The sequence below is a fragment of the Methanosarcina sp. 1.H.T.1A.1 genome, from assembly GCF_000979295.1.
Classification (GTDB): Archaea; Halobacteriota; Methanosarcinia; order Methanosarcinales; family Methanosarcinaceae; genus Methanosarcina.
In genome coordinates this window covers 62,977-84,932 of the sequence record NZ_JJQY01000002.1, presented here as the reverse complement: position 1 = coordinate 84,932, position 21,956 = coordinate 62,977, and the positions used below count along the sequence as shown (strand labels likewise).

Genomic DNA, 21,956 nt, shown 5'->3' with positions numbered 1-21,956 from the left:
CGGAGATGTGTATAAGAGACAGCAGGTACTCAGATGTTCACAATCGAATCAACATCCGGCCTCATTGGTGACGTGTTTGGTGGAATAAAGGAATTCCGCGAGCCGATTAAGGCAGTTGCAGGAGCGCTCTAAACATATAACTCGAAAGGTCTAACGATGTCAGACTCTGCTTCAAACACGGAAGATTCTATCCAAATCGAAATCTTTCCCAGTAGAATCCTGTCCCCTGAAACCGCTCAGAAGCTTATTACTGAGCTCTATCGGATTGACGGGATAATCCGCGTTATAGTCCAGGGCTCGAGACTCCCCGAAAAGGTGTCTTCAGGCCCTGGTACTGGAGAAAAGGTGGAACACCCCCTAAGGAAGCCTATTCAGATCGGAAATCAGGTTATTGAACTTAAGATCAGTGTAGGCAGGATCAGGCTTGAAATCTCAAATGCCGAAACTAAAGAAAAGGTCAGGTCAGTATGCGAAAAAGTGCTCCCGTTCTCTTTTGAATTCAGGGAAGGATATTTCTTCAGGAAACAGCCTACCGTGACTGACTATGCAAAATTTGGTCCTGATACTGATCCTCGCATGCTTGGTATGGTAGATCCCAAATCCAAGGGAAACCAGCTTGTCTTCATCGAGAAACAAGAAGAAGATTTCAATGATACAGATGAGTGAAAAGGTATGATGATCGATCGGGAAACACAGGTAGTTGACTGCCGATGCGGCGGAGGACTAGGCAAAGGAGGAGGGCTTGCTCAAAGAGGCACTCTTTCGGAAGCTGGTCGTGCCGATGTGGTAGCTATTGCTATGAGTCCCGGCCAGAGACATATCACAAAACCGGTATGTGAGATTACATACGGAATGAGGAAAGAAAACATTCAGGTGAGTGTGCTCGTACTTTATTCAGGTTCAGGGATTCCCGAATCAGGCATGAGGACAGGATCATTTGTACTGAGTCCGGTAGAAGTCGCACAGATTGAAATGCACAAGCTGGCTGTTATTCACCTCGGAAATATTAAGGACCATGTAATTAGAAAAACAAGGGAGATACTGAGCCAGGCTGATATTCCGGCAATTGTTGTCAGCCAGATCCCGGTGGATTTTGAGGATTTTGCAGAAGCAGGGATAAAGACGAGATTAGTGATGCCAAGGGATGAAAATATTCGTACCAAGGGAATTGTAATGGATATGGTAAGTGGAGTTACACGTGGTGACTTCTGTCCCAGGGATAAACTAAATTTAATCGTTAAATACGTCAAGACGACATTAGACCAGTTAGAAAATCATAAAGGAGTTGCATGAGATGGCATACAAACCACAGTTTTATCCAGGCGCGACATCAGTTGGCGCTAACCGCAGAAAGCACATGTCTGGGAACCTTGAGAAACTCAGGGAGATTTCAGACGAAGACTTAACTGCAGTCCTTGGACACCGTGCACCAGGGAGCGACTACCCAAGCACCCACCCACCACTTGCAGAGATGGGAGAGCCCGCATGCTCGGTCCGCGAGGCTGTAGCAGCAACACCCGGTGCAGCAGCAGGAGACAGGGTCAGGTACGTTCAGTTCGCTGACTCCATGTACAACGCTCCGGCTACCCCTTACTTCAGATCATACTTCGCAGCAATTAACTTCAGAGGTGTAGACCCAGGTACCCTTTCCGGTCGTCAGATTGTTGAAGCCCGTGAAAGAGACATGGAACAGTGCGCAAAGGTCCAGATGGAAACCGAAATGAGCTGCCCTGCACTTTCCGGTATGCGTGGCGCAACTGTGCACGGTCACTCTGTCCGTCTCCAGGAAGACGGCGTAATGTTCGACATGCTTGACAGAAGGAGATTCGAAAACGGCACCATCATCATGGACAAGGACCAGGTTGCAATTCCACTCGACAGGAAAGTAGACCTCGGCAAGCCTATGTCCAGTGAAGAAGCCGCAAAGAGAACCACCATCTACCGTGTGGACAATGTAGCCTTCAGGGACGATTCAGAAGTCGTTGAATGGGTACACAGAGTATTCGATGAGAGAACTACCTACGGATTCCAGCCGAAATGAGGTGACCACAATGGCAGCAGATATTTTCTCAAAATTCAAAAAGTCAATGGAAGTCAAGTTCACACAGGAATACGGTTCTAACCAGCAGTCCACCACGGACATCACTGACAAGACCGAGAAGTTCCTGAGACTTGGACCTGCACAGGACGCAAGAAAGGCCGAGATGATTAAGGCCGGAAAGGAACTTGCAGAGAAGAGAGGCCTTGCATTCTACAACCCAATGATGCACACCGGTGCACCACTCGGTCAGCGTGCAATCACTCCTTACGTCATCTCCGGTACTGACATCGTTGCCGAACCTGACGACCTTCACTACGTGAACAACGCTGCAATGCAGCAGATGTGGGACGACATCAGGAGAACCTGTATTGTCGGTCTTGACATGGCTCACGAGACCCTCGAGAAGAGGCTGGGTAAGGAAGTTACCCCTGAAACCATCAACCACTACCTTGAGACCCTCAACCACGCCATGCCCGGTGCAGCAGTGGTTCAGGAAATGATGGTCGAAACCCACCCCGCTCTTGTGGACGACTGTTATGTAAAGATCTTCACCGGTGACGACGAACTTGCAGACGAAGTCGACAAGCAGTACGTCATCAACATCAACAAGATGTTCAATGAAGAACAGGCAGCCCAGATTAAGGCCTCCATCGGCAAGACAACCTGGCAGGCAATCCACATCCCAACAATTGTCTCCAGAACAACTGACGGTGCCCAGACCTCCAGGTGGGCAGCCATGCAGATCGGTATGTCCTTCATCTCCGCATACAACATGTGCGCTGGTGAAGCAGCAGTAGCTGACCTGTCTTTCGCTGCAAAGCACGCAGCTCTCGTCTCTATGGGTGAAATGCTCCCCGCAAGGCGTGCACGTGGTCCTAACGAGCCCGGTGGATTATCCTTCGGTCACCTCTCAGACATCGTCCAGACAAGCCGCACAGTGACTGACGACCCCGCAAAGGTTGCCCTTGAAGTCGTCGGTGCAGGCTGCATGCTCTACGACCAGATCTGGCTCGGGTCCTACATGTCCGGTGGTGTCGGGTTCACACAGTATGCAACAGCTGCATACACCGATGACATCCTCGACAACAACGTGTACTACGACGTTGACTACATCAACGACAAGTACAACGGTGCTGCAAACCTCGGCAAGGACAACAAGGTAAAGGCCACCCTCGAAGTCGTAAAGGACATCGCAACCGAGTCCACACTCTACGGTATCGAGACCTACGAGAAGTTCCCAACTGCCCTTGAAGACCACTTCGGTGGATCCCAGAGAGCAACCGTGCTCGCAGCTGCAGCCGGTGTTGCAACTTCCCTTGCAACCGCAAACGCAAACGCTGGTCTCTCCGGCTGGTACCTCTCCATGTACCTGCACAAGGAAGCCTGGGGCCGTCTCGGCTTCTTCGGATACGACCTGCAGGACCAGTGCGGTGCCACAAACGTTCTGTCCTACCAGGGCGACGAAGGTCTCCCAGACGAACTCCGTGGTCCAAACTACCCCAACTATGCAATGAACGTAGGTCACCAGGGTGGATACGCAGGTATCGCTCAGGCAGCCCACGCAGGCCGCGGCGACGCATTCACCGTCAACCCACTCATCAAGGTCTGCTTCGCTGACGATCTCATGCCCTTCAACTTTGCAGAGCCCAGGAAAGAGTTCGGCCGCGGTGCCATCAGAGAGTTCATGCCTGCTGGTGAGAGAGCCCTCATCATCCCGGCAAAATAAACTCAATAAATTAAACACTTTAAAACAGAGTAGGCCTTCTGGCCTGCTTTTTCTCTTTTTTCTTACCTTCTAAACCCAATAGTTTTTCCAGGCTGTTTTTCAGGCTTTTTGTTTAATAAAGTAGTTATAATCAAATCTTTTTCTATTTTTCTTATGGCTGGGGTTTTTATTCCTGTGATGGAGGAATATTATTTTTCCACTTATAAAAAATAATATAAATGATCAAACACTCTAAATACGACTTATTACATAATTATATCCAGTTAGCTGCGGGGAGTGTTACCTGTGTGGAATTTTCTCAGCCTTTCCAAAAATTGTCATGCGGTTTCAGAGGTCATGGGCCAGGTGCTCATAGCAGGGATTACGTTTTCAGCACTTGCAATAGTGGGGGTGGTTCTTTTTGCTCAGGAAGGTCCTGAGTATACCCCACAAATTGAAATTCAGCAGCGGGTTGATGCTTCCTCGGATATCCTTTACCTGAAGCATAGCGGGGGTGAGTCCCTATCTTTTAGTGATCTGGATCTCATTGTAATAATTGATGGAAACAAGAAAGTATTGACAGAAGAGGAAATCCAGGGGTGTACGGGTAAAAACTCCTGGAGCCTGGGGGACGTTATTGAAATTGATCTATACAAAACATGGGGAGTTCACCTGGATAGTGATAACTGTGTTGATGTATTCCTCGTCGATAGGGGTTCAAAGCAATTGATTCAGAAGGCGACGATGCCCATTGAGGGCATGTGCAGTCCACTGATGAACCCGGGCAAATGGTATTTTTTTACCACCGTAGAAGGGGATGATAGTGACAAGGTGAACCTCAGGTATCTGCATGACTGCGATCCAGCAGTTAACTTTTCCGCAGTACCGGATGAGAAATACAATGACACGTTCTTGGGGATTGAAGGAAAGGAGTATTACCCCAAAAACAACTTCGTTCACGAACTAAAAGGTGAGACCTTTGGCCTGACTTTTGGTTTTCGTGAGAACGATTTCAAATGGCCTGGTGCCCATAATGCAACCATTTTGATGATTTATAGCCTGCAGGATCAACCTTCGGAATTCTCATTGGAAATTGCAGGTGAGAGCATGCCGATATTTGACCCTGTTAACTGTGCGAGTAATAAGTGGCATATGTACAATCAAACTGTGCCTATAAATCTCAATAGCATTTCCGATTTGAAGTTCAACATTCATGTCAACGTAATCGGTAAAAAATCAATAGAAATAGATTATCTGGCTGTATGCCTGAACTGAAAATAAAAGTTTCTTGAAATGAAAAAGAGCGATGAGGTGCATTGTAATTTCACTTTGCTCCTCTATTGAAATATGCGGTAGAAGCTGTGGCTGAGATGGGTTTAATGTTGGAAAATTTATGGAAGTTTCTTAATAGTTCGGATTCTGTTTCCGGAATCATGGGGGAAGTGCTCCTAGCCAGCATAGCGGTTATAATAGCCGGGATGTTTTCAACTATGGTTTTTTCGTTAGATCGACCTGTCGATAGTCCTCATGTTGCGGTAGAGAAATGGGCTCGTGCTCCAACTGATATTATCTATATAAGGCACTGCGGAGGGGACGTCATTGATACCGATTATATGAAAATTATAGCTTCCATTGATGGTTCTAGCTACGTATATTCTCCGGATGACGTTTTCTCAAACCTTAACAAGAGCACATGGGACGTGGGCGATGTCATTACAATCAATGTGTCTGATAAATGGGGGGCTTCCCTTACAAAAGGAGATCCTGTGTACCTGAGTCTGGTTGATATGGATTCAAAGCAGGTGTTCAGGCAGGCGAAAGTTATTCCGGGCGGCGGAGGTTCAGGGGGCTGGCTGCCTCCGGCACAGGTTGACGATTCCTCTGGCCCGTTAAATTCAACGGATGTAATGAAAGAAGGTGATGGGAAACATACAAATTATGTGGTGCCTCAAAAAAACACACCTGAAGTAAACGGTACTGGTGAAGTGTTCTCTTTTGGCATAAATATGGCAGACTATGACTACAGGATTGATGAATCGGTTTCTAATGTTACTCTCAGGTTTGTGTATTCAACTCATGACAGTTCTTTTGAATACATTGAACTATGGATATTCGATGCATATCCGTCTCCTGGGCAATGGTATATGAAGTCTTCATTGTCTGAGACTAATAAATTACCCAAAATTTATGTAATGAATTTATCTGACCGTATAAACACGGTTGAGGATGTCGAGGGGTTGAAGGTTCGTATTAAGGGTGTCGGAAACGCTGCAAGTGCTAAAGAAATAAATGTCGATTATATGGCAATATATTTTGAGTGAAATGAATTTGGGAGGAAACAAATTTAAGACCGGGGTATTTACATGTATAAATTACGCAAATTCATCAAAAACTGTGATGGGGTTTCGGAGGTCATGGGGCAGGTCCTCCTTATCGGTTTAGTAGTTATTTTTTTCAGTTTTATCGGTGTATTTGTTTTTTCCTACAATAGTCCCGATGATATCCCACATGCAGATTTGCAGGTATGGATGGACGAAACGTCAGATACCGTATACCTGAAGCATAGGGGAGGAGAAGCCCTCTCCGGAAATGAAATAAAAGTCGTGGTAATGGTCAATGGAACTAGAAACGAATTTTCTCCAGAGAACGTGTCCGCAAAGCTGGGAGTGGATGGTGTCTGGGAGATTGGGGATGTTATTGAAATCGGGATTCCTATTGAAAATGGGGACACTGTTAATTTATTTCTAATTCACACACCTTCTAACAATGTGATTCAGAAAATGGATGTTACTGCCTCATGAAGCCCTTAACTATCAAAAAGTTATTATGCAGTGAAACCTATGATATTCTTACACAATAAAATAATTTATTATGTATGGGTGTGATTTACGCAAGAGTAGCTTGTCCAGGATCAGGTCGCCTTTGGATCACCTTTTCTTTGGATTCTTCATGGAGCTTGCTTTAGAATCCGATACAGTAACCCCTACTGCTTTAGAAAAGGGCGTGTTTCCTCCTTGCACAGGCAGTCCCCCGACATATTATTTCTGATAAATGGTTGGAATGGGAGAAAGAATGTTATGAAACTGAAATTCATTAAACCGTTTTCTTCATTTCTCAAATCGGACTCTGGAGTCTCAGTAGCTGTTGCAGCTGCCCTTTTACTTGGGATCGTGGTTCTGTTTATAACAAACATTCAGGTTTACCACGTCCCCCAGTGGAAGGAAGATGCTGAATATAGCCACATGTCCGAAGTTTATGAGGATATGTCCCGGCTAAAGTGTAATATTGACCTCCTTTCCCTGGGAATGGTAGTCAGTCCGAATAGTGAGGTTGTCCTGAACTCTCCACTTCGAATGGGTGGGGGTAATCTCCCGGTAGTTAACCGCATGAAATCAGGGGGTACGCTTGTCTTTAACAAAGATAAGTGCAATCTGTCTGCATTTATTACCTACAATAATTCCACCAGCAAGAATATTCCATCGACTGGCTCTCTTGAATGCGGGGCTCTTTCCTACAGGGCTGATAATTCCCAATATCTTGACCAGATTTACTGTTATGAAAACGGAGCCTTGATCGTTTCCCAGGGAAACCAGTCGTTTATGAAATTGTCTCCAGGGATAACCCTTGAAAAAGGGGGAGGCTTTTTGAACCTCTCAGTAAATGCGGTCTGTCTGGCAGGCAGCAACTGGGTTCTTTCCAGCAACAGTGTTGAGGATCTCAGATTGGTTTCCCTGTCTCGAGAACATCAGTATGACGTCACAGGTCTTGAAAGTTTCTACAACACCACCTCGGTATCCCTGACGATTTTTACTGACTATCCGGAAGCCTGGGAAACTTATTTCGAAACGCAGGCTAAAAATGAAAATCTATGGGCCGCGGATTACGAGCTTTCCTCAAACACTTCTGCGGTTTTCTTTCGCCTTACTCCTGTAAGTGATGATTTAAATGTGAAGGTCTATAACTCCTTAATAGTTGTTGAAGCTTTATGAGATGAGTAGCGTCTGTAAATAAATACAATCTGAAAAAAGGGGCTGCATCCGAAATGCAGCTCATTTCTCCATTTTATCAGAAACATTCTCTATTTTTGCCCCGAGGTTACGCATATCCTCAAAAAAGTCAGGGTAAGAGATAGAAACGGACTCAGTAGTGTCAATAGTTGTGTTTCCTGCGATCATACCTGCCATTGCAAGTGCCATAACAATCCTGTGGTCATCCCAGCCGTGGACTGCTGCTCCATGCAGAGGCCCCCCGGTAATTGTCAGGCTGTCTTTTTCTTCTTTAAGCCGGACTCCCAGTTTCGGAAGTTCAATTGCAAGGGCGCGGAGCCTATCGGTTTCCTTATATCGTACATGTTCGGCGTTTTCAATCCGGCTAGTTCCAACAGCTACAGAGGCCAGGACGGCAACAGTTGGCACAAGGTCCGGGGTTGCGCCGGCATCGAAGGTGATGGCTTTGAGGGGCTTTCCTCCCCTGACCGTAACCTTTCCGGCTTTCCTGTCCCAGGTGATGTCTGCTCCCATGCGTTCCAGGGTTTCGACAATTACGAGGTCTCCCTGTTTGGAGGGGAAGAGGTTTTTGACTGTAACTTCGGATCCTTCGATCATGGCCGCAGATGCAAGCAGGTAGGAAGCAGAGGAAAAATCGCCTGGAATGGTATACTCTTTGAGATCATATTTCTGTTTTCCAGGGATGATGAATCTGGTACCGTTATTATCATCGGTATGGATTTTGACTCCTGCCAGTTCGAGCATTTCCAGGGTCACGTCAACATAGGGCTTTGATTTAAGCTCTCCGACGATTGAGAGGGTGGTGCTGTTTTTGGCCAGGGGGCAGGCTATAAGGAGTGCGGAGATAAACTGGGAACTGATAGAACCGTCAATTTTCACAATAGCCCCTCCAAGTTCCCCTTTGACCACAATCGGAGCCCTTTCGTTTCCGCGGGTTGAGAAAGCTTTTACCCCCAGCTTGTTAAGGACCTCGAGAAGGGGTCCATTGGGCCTTGTACGAAGGGAAGCATCTCCCGTAAGTACGGTGATTCCTTCAGTGAGGGCTGCAATTGCTGTCATGAAGCGGAGGGTTGTCCCGGAGTTTGCAGCATCAATTACATCATCCGGAACTTTGGGCTTTCCATTCACGCCCTGGATAAGGAGGTCATCTCCCTCCCGTTTTATGGAAGCCCCGAACATCCTGGAGGCCTGGATGGTAGCGAGGGTGTCAGCGGAGAGCAGGGGGCGGTGGATGACTGCTCCTTTAGATAGGGCTGCCAGGGTTATGGCCCGGTGAGTATAACTTTTTGAGGGCGGGGCAAAGACCTCCCCTTTAATCGATGATTTATTGATCAAAACACGCATTTACAACAGGACTCCGGGGTTTTCTTCTGTTAATTCTATATTGTTTATTCTATAATCTACATGGAATACTTACTCTGATCAGGTTTTTCTATCTCAATTCGTATAATTTGAGATTCAGCACACGCCTTTCACGATATTTTCTACCATATCCCAGTCGTGGTCGTAAACATGGGCTGAAATGCTGACCGTGGTGATTGTTCCGGGTTCGATTCCTACCCTTTTGGCAACGTATTCAAGGAGCCTGGAAAGTCCGTAAAGGTTTGCAGGGTAGGCTCCCCCAAAGTCATGGCTCCTGAAGAGAGTGGTGAGATGAACCTTTCCGTCCCTGATCTTGAAGTCGTCGAGGATCATACAGGGAACTTCATTAACTTTAGTGTCCACAGGCGGGATCCAGGTGACAGCTGTAGCCCGCCGGGTAGTGGGGCTCTCCTGCAGTTTCTCGATTACATATTCGATCTGATCCACTTCCTCATTCCAGTTCCTGAGGCGCTGCCCGTAGGTGTACTCAAAGTCCTGTACGTTTTCACCCGAGATCAGCTGCTTTGCATACTCTTCAAGCCTTTCTTCATTCCAGGCAGTATCTTCGGGAATTCTGTCCGTATAGGGGTCTTCAATTACTACCATCAAGTCCATGAATTCCCTGATCTGGCTTCCCCTTTCGTCGGTAATTACCTGTCCGTGGTTCCAGATGATGTTAAGCCCGCGGTACCATGCATCAGAGATATTCTTTGCTCTGATGATCCTGCCAATCTCAAACTTGTCTTCCATAGAAAATTCCCCGATCAGGTTAAGATAGGGTGTAGATAATCAACATAATAATTTATTATTGCGAAAATACTTTTCAGCCTGATTTATTAATCTGACTTTTCGAACGTTTTCTACAAATGGTAAATAAAAACGGTAAATAAGAACCGGTAAATATGCTGTTTTGTCAGGTCCTGTTTTCTTACCTTTTTGTCAGCACATTCATTATAAACTGATGCTTTTGCTGACTGTCTTTTATTGACTATTTGTCCTTTCCATTTTATCTATCACTCTCTTTTATAAGTGCTTTTTCTCCTGTGAAGTCTAATGATTCTCTGTGCAATCTGATAACATATAGCATGCTAAATTTAAAAAAATACCGGACAAACTTTCAGAGTGAAAATGAAGCAAGAAAAATGAAGAAAATGAAGAAATAATGCGTGAGAACGAAATACAAAATGAAGGGGTAAAGAGGTAAAGATGTAAAAAGGAAACATGAAAAACAAAAAGACAAAGGCAAAAAAATAATAAGTAAAAGTAAAAGTAAAAGTAAAAAAATGTTTGAGAGGGCTTTAGAATCTCATTGCCCTCAGGCGATTTACCCGCTCATCGGTTACCGGGTGGGTCCTGAAGAGGGACTGGAGTGCCCCGCCTTTGAGTGGGTTTACGATAAACATGTGGGCCGTGGTCTCTTTTGCCTGTACGTCCCTGTTGCTTGGCTGGAAGTGGGAATTTCCGTATTCCAGTTTTTCCAGGGCATTTGCAAGTGCCCAGGGTTTTTTGCACATCCTGGCGCCTTCGTAATCCGCGGCAAATTCTCTTGAACGGGAGATTGCGAGCTGGATCAGGGTTGCAGCCAGCGGGGCAAGTACAGCCATCACTATAAATCCTACAATTCCACCGTTGTCGTCGTCCCTGCCGCCAATGCCGCCGAAGATTGCAGCCCAGCGAGCCCAGGTGGCAAGCATGGTGATAACACCGGCAATTGTTGCAGCCACCGCACTGATCAGAGTGTCGCGGTTTTTGACGTGGGCCAGCTCATGGGCCAGTACCCCTTCGATCTCTTCATTTGAGAGCAGGTTGAGAATTCCGGTCGTAACCGCCACAGCTGCATGCTGCGGGTTCCTGCCTGTTGCAAATGCATTCGGCATCCCGGACTCAACGATATAAACCTTAGGTTTCGGAAGTCCTCCCTTCATTGCAAGGTCGCTCACGATCCTGTGCAGGTTCGGGGACTCCGCCGGAGTAACCTCCCTTGCCCTGTACATTTTCAGTACGATCGTATCGCTGTACCAGTAACTCCCAAAGTTCATGATGACCGCAAACAAGAATGCGATTATCATTCCGCCAGTCCCACCGAAGTAGTTTCCGATAAGGACCAGAAGCCCTGTAAGGGAAGCGAGCAGAATTGTGGTTTTAAACATATTCTTCATGACTTCTCACACGACATCCTCCCAGGCTAACGTCTGGGTTTTCAGTCTTTTGATTCCTATTTATTGATTTATTTTATAAGTTTAATCGATAGAATCAATGGTATATACTCTGATTGCATATATATATTTTTTATCTTCCATATGGCTAATTATCCCTTTTGTGTTATTATTCTTCCAGTGGTTATCTAAAAATGCTCTTATATTCTATGAAATGGAATGTTTATTCCCCAAATCGGAAGTTCTATTTTTATACAAAAAGTTTTATCCTGCCTTCTTCTGCAATCTCCAGATTTTAAATTTACATCACTCATTAAAATATCTGTTTAGGGATATTTATAATTAATTCGTTTTTGGACTACCATTTTAGTTCGATTTCTAACTATTTATTGAGTTCCGGGTATATATATTTATTGAAAGGGTTTTTTTCTTTGGTCAGTTTATTCAATGAATGTGATTGAAGCTAAGGTTTTGCCAGTAAGTGTAAGCTGCAAGCAAGATTGATACTCTGAAATTAGCATTAAATTACTCAAGATCTGGACTAATTCTTTTCAGAGTTTTGGGTGAATTTCTTTTATGGTTTTCTATTTTTTTTCAATGTCATTCCTCAATTTCATATTCCAACCTCGCCAGCCCACTCTCATACCTCTCCGTATCAATCATCCTGAGCCTGACTTCCTTTCCAATCCGGTCAAACAGAGGAATCCCACTCCCAAGAATAAGCGGAACAACGAAAATAATCAAATCCTGCACAAGGTCTTCTTCGAGAAATGCCTTAATAAGCTGCGAACCGCCCACGAGCCAAATATCTTCATCAGTATTTTCCTGTACCTGGCGCATAAATTCCCCGACGTCCCCGGAAACAAATTCTACGTTATTTTCGCGGAGCAGGGGTTCTTTTTGTCTGGTAAAAACATATGTTTTCTTCTCCCCGTAAGGCCAGTCTCCGAAGCTCAGGACCTGTTCATAGGTTTTTCTGCCCATAAGGACCGTGCCGATTGATGCGTAAAATTCGGAATAGCCATAGTCGGTTTCGGAACTGTTTCCGTATTCTGTTAACCAGTCGATGCTTCCGTCTTGTAGGGCGATAAAGCCGTCGAGGCTACAGGCGATGTAGAGTTTTATTCTGGGCATGTGACTACTCCATGCTATCTAATTTATAATTTTTTATTTCTATAGAACGCAGAAATTCTTATATAATCAGATTATCTATATTCACATACGTTTATCTGAGAGTAAGCGTTCTTTTAGAATATAATTGCCTGAATTGAGTTGGGTCAAATTGGGTCAAACTCTCGAATTCAAAAAGCTCGTAAAATATGAAGGGTCGAGTAGTGGGTATCCTGTAACAATTCGATACACGCCTTCTTCCAACACTCATGTTATTATTTCTGAAGGTGCTTTTAAAAAGAATGACTTTTTTCTCAAAAGATTCACCCCTGTTCTCATAAGAACTTTTGGTGAACCCTTTATCTCATTTTTCGGAAAAGTACCAGATTATTTGATTTCTATTTTATACGTAACGTTTCTTATTCTAATAGCACAGTTTCAATTATCTGACACACACGTTATTTCATTAATTCTAATTTCAGTTCCTTTAATATTTGTGGTATTCGAACTTATTTCTCAGCTGTCTTATGCAGGAGAATATTACAGGGATATCCTTTGTGAAAAATGTGGTAATGAATTTTCTTGTGAAGAAACGAAGGTTCCAGAAATTCAAGAAACAAGCACTCCTTATCAATATACTATACAGGTAACCAGACACTGGAAATGCAGGACATGCGGATTTATAAATATTCGAAAGAGCTCTGAAGGTTTTACCACGAAGAAAGGGTCATTAAATAGGCTTTCCTCTGTAGCAAAAATTCCCTGCAAAAGATGTGGCAAGACAGGTGCATACGTAGAATACAAAGATCCAGACAAAAGCCAGTCAAAAGTTGGGGCTCATAACGAATTTGTGACAAGAAGATATTATAGGTGTAAATTCTGTAAATACGAGGATATCAAAGCAGTTCAAGAGGATGTTTATCCTGCTGACAATACTCCTGGACCCTCTGGGTTTGGGTACCATATCTCTTATGAGGACTATAAATGAGTTATTCTGGGCGTATTCTTTCTCAAATGAATTAATGATTTTATTTAGTGATCACTGATAATTAAAACGAAAGTTTATTTATCAATATATTCGATATTTATTTTTAGATAATCACCTAAATTTAGGTTGAGATATCTTGGGGGAAATTTTAGAATCAAAAAAGCTTGTAAAATATGAATCCGGTAAGGAATACCTGGCGACTATTCAGTATATACCTTCTTCAAATACTCATATTATTACTCACAAAGGTGACTTTAAAAAAGGCTTTTTTCTCAAAGATTTCGCTCTTGATTTTACCAAACTCTTTGGTGAGCCTTTTATTTCTAGCGTTGGAAAAATACCTCTTTTTATATTCATCATAACATGGATACTATTGTTTTTTGTTTTAACATTAATATATCAAACCCCAAAATTGGGGACTTTTTTAATTGCTCTACTTTTTATTCTTGGACTATTAGCAATGAAGTTGAAATTTCAGTTCTCTTATATTGCAGAGTATTACAGAAATGCCAAATGCAATAATTGCGGAAAGGAGTTCATCTGTCGTGAAACCGATATGCCGGATTTTAAGGAAATAAGCACTCCGGAAAATTACAGGATAGAGGCAACACGCTACTGGGGCTGCAGATCCTGTGGATATATAAATATTCGAAAAAATTATGAAGGATTTGATACGAAAAAAGGTAAAAAGATGAAATTTTCTTCCCTTGTAAAAATTCCTTGCAAAAGATGTGGTAAGACCGGTGCATATATTGAATCTAAAAAGCCGGATATTATAAGATCAGAAAGTAGAGGTCGCGAAGAGCTTGTGAAAAGAAGTTATTTCAGGTGTAAATTCTGTAGGTTTGAAGATCTTAAAGGAGTTGAATTTATAAGTTATCCTTATGACGACAGTCCTGGACCTTCTTTTTTTATGTATGATGTCAATTATGAAGATTACCCATATTAAAAGGTTCTAGTGCTTCCTTCTCAACAACGAATAAATCTTTGATTGTTAAATCCCCATAGACTTTATCTAATTACGAAAAACTTACAGGTTCAGGCTGTTCGCAAGCGAACGGAAAAAGACAGAAGGGGACAAGCTATCCACGCAGCCCGGCTGAAGTTTTTACTCTTATTTTCTGCTCGTCCTTTATCGGATTAAGCTGAGACACACAGGGTCTCTCTCATAGTGGTCTCTTATAGAAGACCAGAATAAGGTAAAATTGGTCTTCTATACAAGACTAAAATCCCTAAAATCGGTCTCCTACAGAAGAACATTTTCCAGCCAAATTCCGCTAAACCCAAACCTTTATACATTTTCCTTTCCCAAAAACTTCTCCATGTCTAACACCGGCATCCCGCTATCCCTCAAAACAGATCACTCTGCCAGAGACCGCCTCTACTGGAACTTCTTCAATATGATCCCCTTCCTGATCGGTTCAATTGCAATTACCAGGGACTCGATCAAATGGGTTGCCGTTTACATAGGAATAGCTCTCTTTTTCTTTCTGGTAATCGAATTCCGCTTTGCCTGCACTCACTGCCTTTACTACATAAGGAGCAAGGGCTGCGTAAAATGCATGATGCTTTCGGGAGTGCCAAAGATTTTCAAAGCCCGTCCAGGCTCTCACAGCTCTTTTGAAAAAGCCGTGACGGTTCTTGGAGCTCTGCCCATGTTCCTTTTTCCGGTTTACTGGCTGGTCAGGGATCCCCTGTTGATGGGAGGATATGTTGTTTCTTGGGCGTTGTTCTTTTTGACGGCAAGGAGGTATGAATGCATCCACTGCATTAACTTCGAGTGTCCAATGAACAGGGTGCCGGATGATGTGAGAAAGGAGTTTGAGAAAGGAGGTTGAGATAGGAGTTTGAGAAAAGTGGGACTTGATATGGAAATCTTTGCTTTCCGGGGTTTTGTGCCGGTTTTGGACTAGTTTTTAGGTTTTTGTCTTTAGATTTTTGTCTCGATACGGTTCTTGGATTCCTCTTTTTCAAGTTGTTTTGTGGATTTATCCAATCCCCATATAGCAAAAATCCAACAAAAAACCTCCCGTAAATTAAATGGATCACTCATTAAATAGTGGGTTACTCCATACCTATTTTACCTTAATTAATAGCCACGAACGCTGAATCAATGAAATCGAAAAAAAGAAGCAGATGAAAAAATAAACAGGCACACGCCTGCACCTGAATTAGTCCTCGTCCTTTTTAAAGGAATATGTCCTTTTACCTTTCTTTTTCAGCTTGAAAAGCTTTTTCCGGGTTACCCCTTCCATTATTTCTTCTTCTTTCATGTGATGGTCGCTAAAAGAAAGGATTCCGTCGGGTTTCAGGACCCGGTGCAATTCTTTCATAACAAGTTCCGGTTTGTTCAGGGTGTGGTAAGTATCATAGAAGAGGACTATATCCAGGCTCTCGCCGGGCAGGCCTGTATTGTAATCGGAAAGTATAGTCTCTATGTTTTTCAGCTGTTTTATCGAAGCCAGGTGCCGGACCATCTCAACAGCAACCGGATTAATATCCAGGGCATAGACTTTTCCTGAAGGGCCCACCATTTCGGAAGTGTCACGGATATAGGAACCTGACCCGCAGCCGTAATCCAGAATTTTGAAACCGGGTTTTATCCCTGCCTCTTCCAGGATTTTCCTGCGGGGAAAAAAGAAGTCCCGGAACTTGAAGAGAAGGGTCGTTGCGTGAAATCTAAAATCAGAAACTGGTTCTTCCGTGATGTTTTCCTCCTTTATGGTCGGTCCTTGATTTAGTAATGGTTCAGGTCTTTCTCTTGCAGAAAGCTTTTTCTTCAAGCCTATTTTGAGATTCACATGCCTTATATTTTGCCTACGGAAAGTTTTCATTCTTTTTTATTGTTCTATACAAATATTCGGATACATGTATAATTAAAGTACTGTCTGATAATCAAAGTGCTGCCTGCAGCAGCTATCCATACTTCAGACCACCGCTGTGCCAGTTCTATACTGCAGCGCAAAAACCTTAATCTCAAATCAGAAAATAGAATTACTTAATAAAGTATCTAAGTAAAGTAATTACCATTCATGAATGGCAGGAATGGAGACAACCATGAAAGTCGCTTGCATCCAGATGAATATCTCGCTTTGCTCGAAACATGAAAACCTTGAGCGTGCCCTCTCCCTGGCAGAAGAAGCAGTTTCAAAAGAAGCCGAGCTGCTTGTCTTTCCGGAAGTTTTCTCAACCGGCTTTTGTTATGACCGTATAGGAGAAGTGGCTGAAACTGCTTCCGGTCCCACGCTCGAAGCTCTCCGTGCCTTTTCCAGAGAACATGACTGTATTCTTGCAGGTTCAATGATCGAAAAAAGAGAAGGGGACTCAATAAGTTCAGAAATGAAGGTTCCTTCCCAATTTAACCTCGGTTTTTGCATAGAGTCCGGAAAGCTAGCCGGCACCCGCCGAAAAGTCCAGCTTTACGGCCCGGAAAAAGAATATTTTGCGCCCGGAGACAGCATATCTCCTATCAGACTGCAAAAGTACGGGCTCTCCTTAGGACTCATAGTTTGCAATGAGCTCCGGTATCCGGAAGTTGCCCGAAAACTGGCCCTTGAGGGTGCAGATCTGCTGGTCTCAGCTGGTGAAATCCCGGACTTTTATATATATCCCTGGCGAATTATGTCCATTTCCCGGGCGATTGAAAACCAGTTGCCGCATATCGCCTGCACCAGGGTGGGAAAAGACAGGTATTCGACTTATCCTGGCGGCTCTTTTATTGCCGATGGATGGGGCCGCATCCTGGCAGAAGCCGGAAAGGAGGAATGTGTCCTCATTGGGGAAATCGATCCTGAAGAGGCAAGGGAAATAAGGCAAACCGGCTCTATTCTCGAAGATCGGAGGCCGGAATTATATTGAAATTTTCAGAAAAATCTAGTGTCATGACAATTTAGTTATTGATCACCTATTAAGCTCTGAATCCCTTTACATCGATTACAAGCTACCCAAATATTATGTTCAATAATTAAATTACCATGAAACTAGTTAGGAAAGTGGTGATTTTCAGATCTCTTTTCGCTTGAGCTTTTCTTCTTAAATGATATTATTAAAAATTATTTCTTGTGTGGGGCTGAGGAATCTGCTATGTTAAGGAATGATTCAAATATAATATCAAGGGTTTTTGTTGCCAAGAATGATTATTTGGGGAACTGGAACTATAGATCAATTCCCAAACTGAAAATTTGAAGTTATATTTTATCATTCCTAAGTAAGTTGAAATTGCCTCATCATCAAAAATAATTAATTTTTCAATTTTACATATACTGAAGTATCTTCGGTCTTTGTTTCCAGAATCTCGTTACATTCCTTTTTTATAAGGTTCATCAATTTTTTATGACTATATGTGCGGGGATCAAAGGAGGACTTTATTTTCTGAAGGTTCTGGTTTAGTAAGGAAAGGTGAACCCAACCGTCTGCAGTATCTGCCATTTCATAGGCTGTTCTGATCAAGGAAAATAGCTCTCCCTTGTCGTTTATTTCCTGTTTTTCATATGTTTCTATTATCTCATTCTCTTTCTCATTTTCTGCAGGGTTCATCAGGTTTTCTACATACACAAAAAGTTCACAAGCATTGGTAAAAGCTTCAGGAGTCTGTTTTCTCCCTATTCCCATGACGAATTTGTTATCTTCCCTGAAACGGGTGGCAAGCCGTGTATAGTCGCTGTCACTTGAGACGATTGCAATGCCGTCTATGTTTCCTTTATGGAGAATGTCCATCGCATCTATTATCAGAGAACTGTCCGTTGAGTTCTTCCCAGTGGTATACGCAAATTGCTGTTGAGGTGTGATCGCCTTCTTGTGCAGGTACTGTTTCCAGGAACTCATCTGTGGGGTCGTCCAGTCTCCATAAATTCTTTTAATATTTATGATCCCATATTTTGAAACTTCTGTCAGAATCGGTTCTAAAGAATCCGGCTGAGCGTTGTCTCCATCAATTAAAACGGCAATTTTCCTTTCCGTTATATGATGGTATTTCCCGGACACCTCTATCCAGGTTTTATCCCCTATTTCAGAACTCATAAATTAGTAATAGTTACCTCTTTTATTTATATGGTCTAGTTTTAAAGTCAAACTGTCGGCTAGAGGAGGTTTTTGTCGTTTTATTCTTTTGTTTTTAATGAGGTCAAGCAGTGCCGTGGCACGGGATCGTACAGGTCCTCATACGGTATCCAAGCAGCTTCTGCCGGATTTCTAATCTGAATAAACCTCCGGTTCCCTAGGAAAAAATATATCAAATATTCTTTCAATGCTCGAAACAAGAGCAAAAGGAAAAATCCAAAAAAAGCCCAAATAAGAAAAAGAAAATTAAAAAAGGTAAACCCTGCCGGGTTACCCTTTAAGTTCCTTCACAATCAGTTCACGCGCAGTCTTTGCATCTGCCGTTCCTTTTGTCTTTTTCATGACCTGTCCTACAAGGAAGTTCAGGGACTTTTCTGCGCCTCCTAAATAGTCCTGTACTGCTGCTGCATTTTCGGCAATTGTTTCGGCAACAGCCTTCGTGACCAGGTCATCTTCTGCTTTGAAAAGACCTTTTTCTTCGATGATCTGGGAGGGAGTTTTTTCCTCCGTGCCGTCCAGAATTGTGCGGATGACTTCAACTGCAGCCCTGTCACTTACCTTGCCTTCGGCAAAAAGGTTGACCAGTTCTACCATATCCGGGACCTTGAAGGAATTCTCGATCTCCGGGTCTTTTGCGTGGATGAAGCCAATTGTCCTGCCGTCATAAGAAGAGATTGCAAGGTCGCGATAGTTTAGCTCCCCCAGGAAGACGTCGGCTGCCCAGGTAGCGGCGGTTTTCGGGTCAACGCCTTTTGCACAGACTCCTTCGTAGAAGTCGGCGAGCATGATCTTGGAAGTGAGGGACCTTGCATGCATATCCGTGATGCCATACTGTTCCATGAAGCGTGTACGTTTGGCGTCAGGAAGTTCAGGCAGAGTATCTTTGATTGCAGGAATCCAGTCAGTCACACGCATGGGCATAAGGTCAGGCTCACGGAAGTAGCGGTAGTCTTCTGCTTCTTCTTTTGTCCTCATTGAGGTTGTTACTCCCCTGCCTTCATCAAAATGGCGGGTTTCCAGCACGATTTTACCGCCACGGCGGATCACGTTCTTCTGGCGCATGATCTCGTAGAGGAGAGCCCTTTCCACTCCTTTATGGGAAGAGATATTCTTGATCTCAACTCGGGTGCCCCAGTGGACTGAGACGTTTGCGTCTACACGCATAGCCCCTTCGAGATTTCCGTCAAAGACGTCCAGGTATTCGAGGATGTTTCTGAACTTGTCAAGGAACCTTCTGGCTTCCTTGGGGCTCCTCATATCTGGCTCGGTAACGGTTTCAATCAGGGACATGCCTGACCTGTTGTAGTCTATAAGGACACCCTTGGACTTCTCGATGCTCCCTATGTGCACAAGCTTTCCAGGGTCTTCTTCCATGTGAGCTCGTGTAATTCCGACTACATGCTCCCCGTCCTCTCCTTCGATCACAACCTTTCCCTTGCTAACAATGGGGAAATCATACTGGGTTATCTGGAAACCTTTGGGAAGGTCAGGGTAGAAGTAGTTCTTCCTGTGGAACTGGGTCTCTTCTGCAATCTCTCCTTCAAGAGCAAGTCCCACCTTAATTGCGGCTTCTACGGCTTTTTTGTTCAGGACCGGAAGTGTACCGGGAAGGCCAAGACAAACCGGACAGGTGTGGGTGTTGGGGGCTGCATTGTGGTAATCGGTAGAGCAGCCGCAGAACATTTTGGTCTTAAGTTTGTTAAGCTGGACGTGGATTTCAAGCCCGATCCTTACGCCGTCAGGGTTTTCGTAAGCCATTTACGCCACCTCCGGAGGTCTCTTTGTGTGGTAATCGGTATTCTGCTCGAAAGTATAGGCTGCACGCAGGACGGTGGACTCGTCAAAGGGTTTGCCCATTATCTGGAGCCCTATTGGCAGTCCGTCAGTAAAGCCACAGGGTACGGAAATTGAAGGTACGCCTGCAAGGTTGATCGGACAGGTGTTTACGTCCGAGAGGTAGAGGGTAAGCGGGTCTTCAATCTTTTCCCCTATCTTGAAAGCAGGGTTAGGCATGGTCGGAGCCATAAGCAGGTCAACTTTTGAGAGAGCCTTATCAAAGTCCTGCTTTACAAGAGTCCTTACCTTCAGGGCTTTGAGGTAGTACTTGTCGTGATAACCTGCAGAAAGCGCATAGGTCCCCAGGAGAATTCTTCTCTTGACTTCGGCTCCGAAACCCTCGGCTCTGGTCTTTGAGACCATTGCGTGCCAGTTTTCGGCGTTTTCCCTGAACCCGTAACGTGTTCCGTCGAAGCGGGCAAGGTTTGAGGACGCTTCACTCATTGCAATGATATAGTATGAAGCAAGAGCATACTTTATGTTGGGCATCGAGACCTCTTCCCAGGTCGCTCCGAGGCTCTCACATTTGTGTATAGCGTCCCATACGGTTTTTTCTACGTCAGGATGGATACCTTCTCCGAAAAATTCCTGCGGAACCCCTATTTTCAGGCCCTTTACATCGTCAACAAGAGCTTTCTGGTATTCGGTTTTACTGTCAATGGAAGTGGAATCTCTCCGGTCGTAACCGCCTATAACATCCATCAGGACTGCAATATCTTCCACGTTGTTTGCCAGAGGTCCAACCTGTTCAAGGGAATTTGCATAAGCCACAACTCCGTACCTCGAAACGGCTCCATATGTTGGTTTAAACCCTACAACGCCACAGAAAGCCGCAGGACAGCGTACAGATCCCCCGGTGTCAGAACCAAGCGCAAAAGGAGCTTCTCCGGCTGCAACAACCGCTGCACTGCCTCCTGAAGATCCGCCCGGCACCCTTTCAAGGTCCCAGGGGTTTGCAGTCGGCCCGAAATGGCTGGTTTCCGTGGATGAACCCATGGCAAACTCATCCATATTGGTTTTTCCAAGGACTACGGCTCCGGCAGCAAGAAGCTTTTCGATTACGTGAGCATTGAAAGGAGGAACGTAGCCTTCAAGAATCTTCGAGCCACAGCTGTTTGGCAGACCGACTACGGAAATGTTATCCTTGATTGCGATTGGAACGCCTGCGAGAGGACCCGCATGCCCTTCTTCATCTATCTTCTTCGCCTGCTCAAGGGCTTTATCGGAAACCGTCACATAGCCGTTGATTTTGCTCTTTCCGATAACTTCAAGGTAGCTGGCTGTTACTTCTTCGGCTGAGCTTTCTTTAATCTTCTCTTTAATCTGTGCAACACTCATCCATTTTGCCATAAAAACATCTCCTCAGCCGATCTTCGGGACCCTGAAAGCCCCTTCCTGTTTATTTTCGGTGTTTGCAAGAACGGTTTCCTGCGGGAGGCATTCTTCCACCACATCTTCTCTGAATACATTATAGATCTCAGCAACATGGTATGTGGGAGTAACATCTTCGGTCTGCAACTCATCAATCTGCCCGAAATACTCCAAAACTGAGTTAAGTTTTTCCATATACTCGACTGTTTCCTGCTCATTGATCTCAATGCGGGCAAGCCAGCCGATGTGTTCTACATCTTCTTTTGTGATCATGAAAATTCCTCAAAAATAGAATAATCCTGAATAGAATGCCGTTGGTAAT

General features: G+C 44.3%; 21 protein-coding genes and 1 pseudogene. 13 read left to right on the top strand and 9 right to left on the bottom strand.

All coding sequences use genetic code 11. The features are described 5' to 3' along the window. Window positions 1-21 precede the first annotated feature (21 nt). The 9 genes and pseudogenes from EO95_RS17330 to EO95_RS00470 all read left to right on the top strand — a co-directional run. Window positions 22-132: pseudogene (locus tag EO95_RS17330) on the top strand (hypothetical protein); the annotation flags it as partial. 24 nt (window positions 133-156) lie between these two features. Further along, a complete protein-coding gene (gene mcrD, locus EO95_RS00505) occupies window positions 157-666 on the top strand; it encodes a methyl-coenzyme M reductase operon protein D (protein ID WP_048131299.1) in 510 nt (169 codons plus the stop codon). A gap of 6 nt (window positions 667-672) precedes the next feature. Continuing rightward, window positions 673-1,293 (top strand): methyl-coenzyme M reductase I operon protein C, encoded by a 621-nt coding sequence (gene mcrC / locus EO95_RS00500; protein ID WP_048131298.1) that lies wholly within the window; start codon window positions 673-675, stop codon window positions 1,291-1,293. A 1-nt stretch (window position 1,294) separates the two neighbouring features. Further along, the gene (gene mcrG, locus EO95_RS00495) at window positions 1,295-2,041 is read left to right on the top strand and encodes a coenzyme-B sulfoethylthiotransferase subunit gamma (RefSeq protein WP_048131297.1); all 747 of its coding nucleotides are present in this window, start codon (window positions 1,295-1,297) and stop codon (window positions 2,039-2,041) included. A 10-nt stretch (window positions 2,042-2,051) separates the two neighbouring features. Continuing rightward, window positions 2,052-3,767 (top strand): coenzyme-B sulfoethylthiotransferase subunit alpha, encoded by a 1,716-nt coding sequence (mcrA, locus tag EO95_RS00490; RefSeq protein ID WP_048131296.1) that lies wholly within the window; start codon window positions 2,052-2,054, stop codon window positions 3,765-3,767. Between the two features lie 285 nt (window positions 3,768-4,052). Beyond that, window positions 4,053-5,021, top strand: coding sequence for a type IV pilin N-terminal domain-containing protein (locus tag EO95_RS00485; RefSeq protein ID WP_156163935.1), 969 nt, complete (start codon window positions 4,053-4,055; stop codon window positions 5,019-5,021). Between the two features lie 95 nt (window positions 5,022-5,116). Further along, window positions 5,117-6,067: a type IV pilin N-terminal domain-containing protein gene (locus EO95_RS00480; protein WP_235282785.1), complete on the top strand. Its 951-nt coding sequence runs from the start codon at window positions 5,117-5,119 to the stop codon at window positions 6,065-6,067. Window positions 6,068-6,109: 42 nt separating this feature from the next. Further along, on the top strand, window positions 6,110-6,547 hold the full coding sequence (locus EO95_RS00475; protein ID WP_048131293.1) for a type IV pilin N-terminal domain-containing protein: 438 nt from the start codon (window positions 6,110-6,112) through the stop codon (window positions 6,545-6,547). A gap of 276 nt (window positions 6,548-6,823) precedes the next feature. Then, a complete protein-coding gene (locus EO95_RS00470) occupies window positions 6,824-7,735 on the top strand; it encodes a hypothetical protein (protein WP_048131292.1) in 912 nt (303 codons plus the stop codon). A 60-nt stretch (window positions 7,736-7,795) separates the two neighbouring features. On the opposite strand, the gene aroA is transcribed toward EO95_RS00470, so the two are convergent. The 4 genes from aroA to EO95_RS00450 form a co-directional block, all read right to left on the bottom strand. Next, window positions 7,796-9,097, bottom strand: coding sequence for a 3-phosphoshikimate 1-carboxyvinyltransferase (gene aroA / locus EO95_RS00465; RefSeq protein ID WP_048131291.1), 1,302 nt, complete (start codon window positions 9,095-9,097; stop codon window positions 7,796-7,798). A 114-nt stretch (window positions 9,098-9,211) separates the two neighbouring features. Beyond that, window positions 9,212-9,865 (bottom strand): thymidylate synthase, encoded by a 654-nt coding sequence (locus EO95_RS00460; RefSeq protein WP_048131290.1) that lies wholly within the window; start codon window positions 9,863-9,865, stop codon window positions 9,212-9,214. 548 nt (window positions 9,866-10,413) lie between these two features. Then, entirely contained in the window at window positions 10,414-11,274 is an 861-nt protein-coding gene (htpX, locus tag EO95_RS00455) for a zinc metalloprotease HtpX (RefSeq protein WP_048131289.1), read from the bottom strand. A gap of 597 nt (window positions 11,275-11,871) precedes the next feature. Further along, on the bottom strand, window positions 11,872-12,405 hold the full coding sequence (locus EO95_RS00450; protein ID WP_048131288.1) for a dihydrofolate reductase family protein: 534 nt from the start codon (window positions 12,403-12,405) through the stop codon (window positions 11,872-11,874). Window positions 12,406-12,553: 148 nt separating this feature from the next. Between EO95_RS00450 and EO95_RS00445 the strand changes: the two genes are divergently transcribed. The 3 genes from EO95_RS00445 (at window position 12,554) to EO95_RS17945 (ending at window position 15,207) form a co-directional block, all read left to right on the top strand. Continuing rightward, window positions 12,554-13,369: a hypothetical protein gene (locus EO95_RS00445; RefSeq protein ID WP_162197333.1), complete on the top strand. Its 816-nt coding sequence runs from the start codon at window positions 12,554-12,556 to the stop codon at window positions 13,367-13,369. Between the two features lie 136 nt (window positions 13,370-13,505). After that, window positions 13,506-14,318, top strand: coding sequence for a hypothetical protein (locus EO95_RS00440; protein ID WP_048131286.1), 813 nt, complete (start codon window positions 13,506-13,508; stop codon window positions 14,316-14,318). Between the two features lie 373 nt (window positions 14,319-14,691). Next, complete coding sequence (locus EO95_RS17945) at window positions 14,692-15,207, top strand: hypothetical protein (RefSeq protein ID WP_048131311.1); 516 nt, start codon at window positions 14,692-14,694, stop codon at window positions 15,205-15,207. Window positions 15,208-15,540: 333 nt separating this feature from the next. On the opposite strand, the gene EO95_RS00430 is transcribed toward EO95_RS17945, so the two are convergent. Then, complete coding sequence (locus EO95_RS00430) at window positions 15,541-16,170, bottom strand: class I SAM-dependent methyltransferase (protein ID WP_235282784.1); 630 nt, start codon at window positions 16,168-16,170, stop codon at window positions 15,541-15,543. Between the two features lie 235 nt (window positions 16,171-16,405). Between EO95_RS00430 and EO95_RS00425 the strand changes: the two genes are divergently transcribed. Continuing rightward, on the top strand, window positions 16,406-17,227 hold the full coding sequence (locus EO95_RS00425) for a nitrilase-related carbon-nitrogen hydrolase (RefSeq protein WP_156163933.1): 822 nt from the start codon (window positions 16,406-16,408) through the stop codon (window positions 17,225-17,227). A gap of 381 nt (window positions 17,228-17,608) precedes the next feature. Here EO95_RS00425 and EO95_RS00420 read toward each other — a convergent pair whose 3' ends face one another. The 4 genes from EO95_RS00420 to gatC all read right to left on the bottom strand — a co-directional run bounded on the left by EO95_RS00420 (window position 17,609) and on the right by gatC (window position 21,907). After that, window positions 17,609-18,388, bottom strand: coding sequence for an NYN domain-containing protein (locus EO95_RS00420; RefSeq protein ID WP_082105865.1), 780 nt, complete (start codon window positions 18,386-18,388; stop codon window positions 17,609-17,611). Window positions 18,389-18,697: 309 nt separating this feature from the next. Continuing rightward, on the bottom strand, window positions 18,698-20,185 hold the full coding sequence (gene gatB / locus EO95_RS00415; RefSeq protein ID WP_048131284.1) for an Asp-tRNA(Asn)/Glu-tRNA(Gln) amidotransferase subunit GatB: 1,488 nt from the start codon (window positions 20,183-20,185) through the stop codon (window positions 18,698-18,700). Then, window positions 20,186-21,613, bottom strand: a complete 1,428-nt coding sequence (gatA, locus tag EO95_RS00410; RefSeq protein ID WP_048131283.1) for an Asp-tRNA(Asn)/Glu-tRNA(Gln) amidotransferase subunit GatA — start codon at window positions 21,611-21,613, stop codon at window positions 20,186-20,188. Window positions 21,614-21,625: 12 nt separating this feature from the next. Continuing rightward, window positions 21,626-21,907, bottom strand: coding sequence for an Asp-tRNA(Asn)/Glu-tRNA(Gln) amidotransferase subunit GatC (gene gatC / locus EO95_RS00405; protein ID WP_048131282.1), 282 nt, complete (start codon window positions 21,905-21,907; stop codon window positions 21,626-21,628). Between the last annotated feature and the right edge of the window lie 49 nt (window positions 21,908-21,956).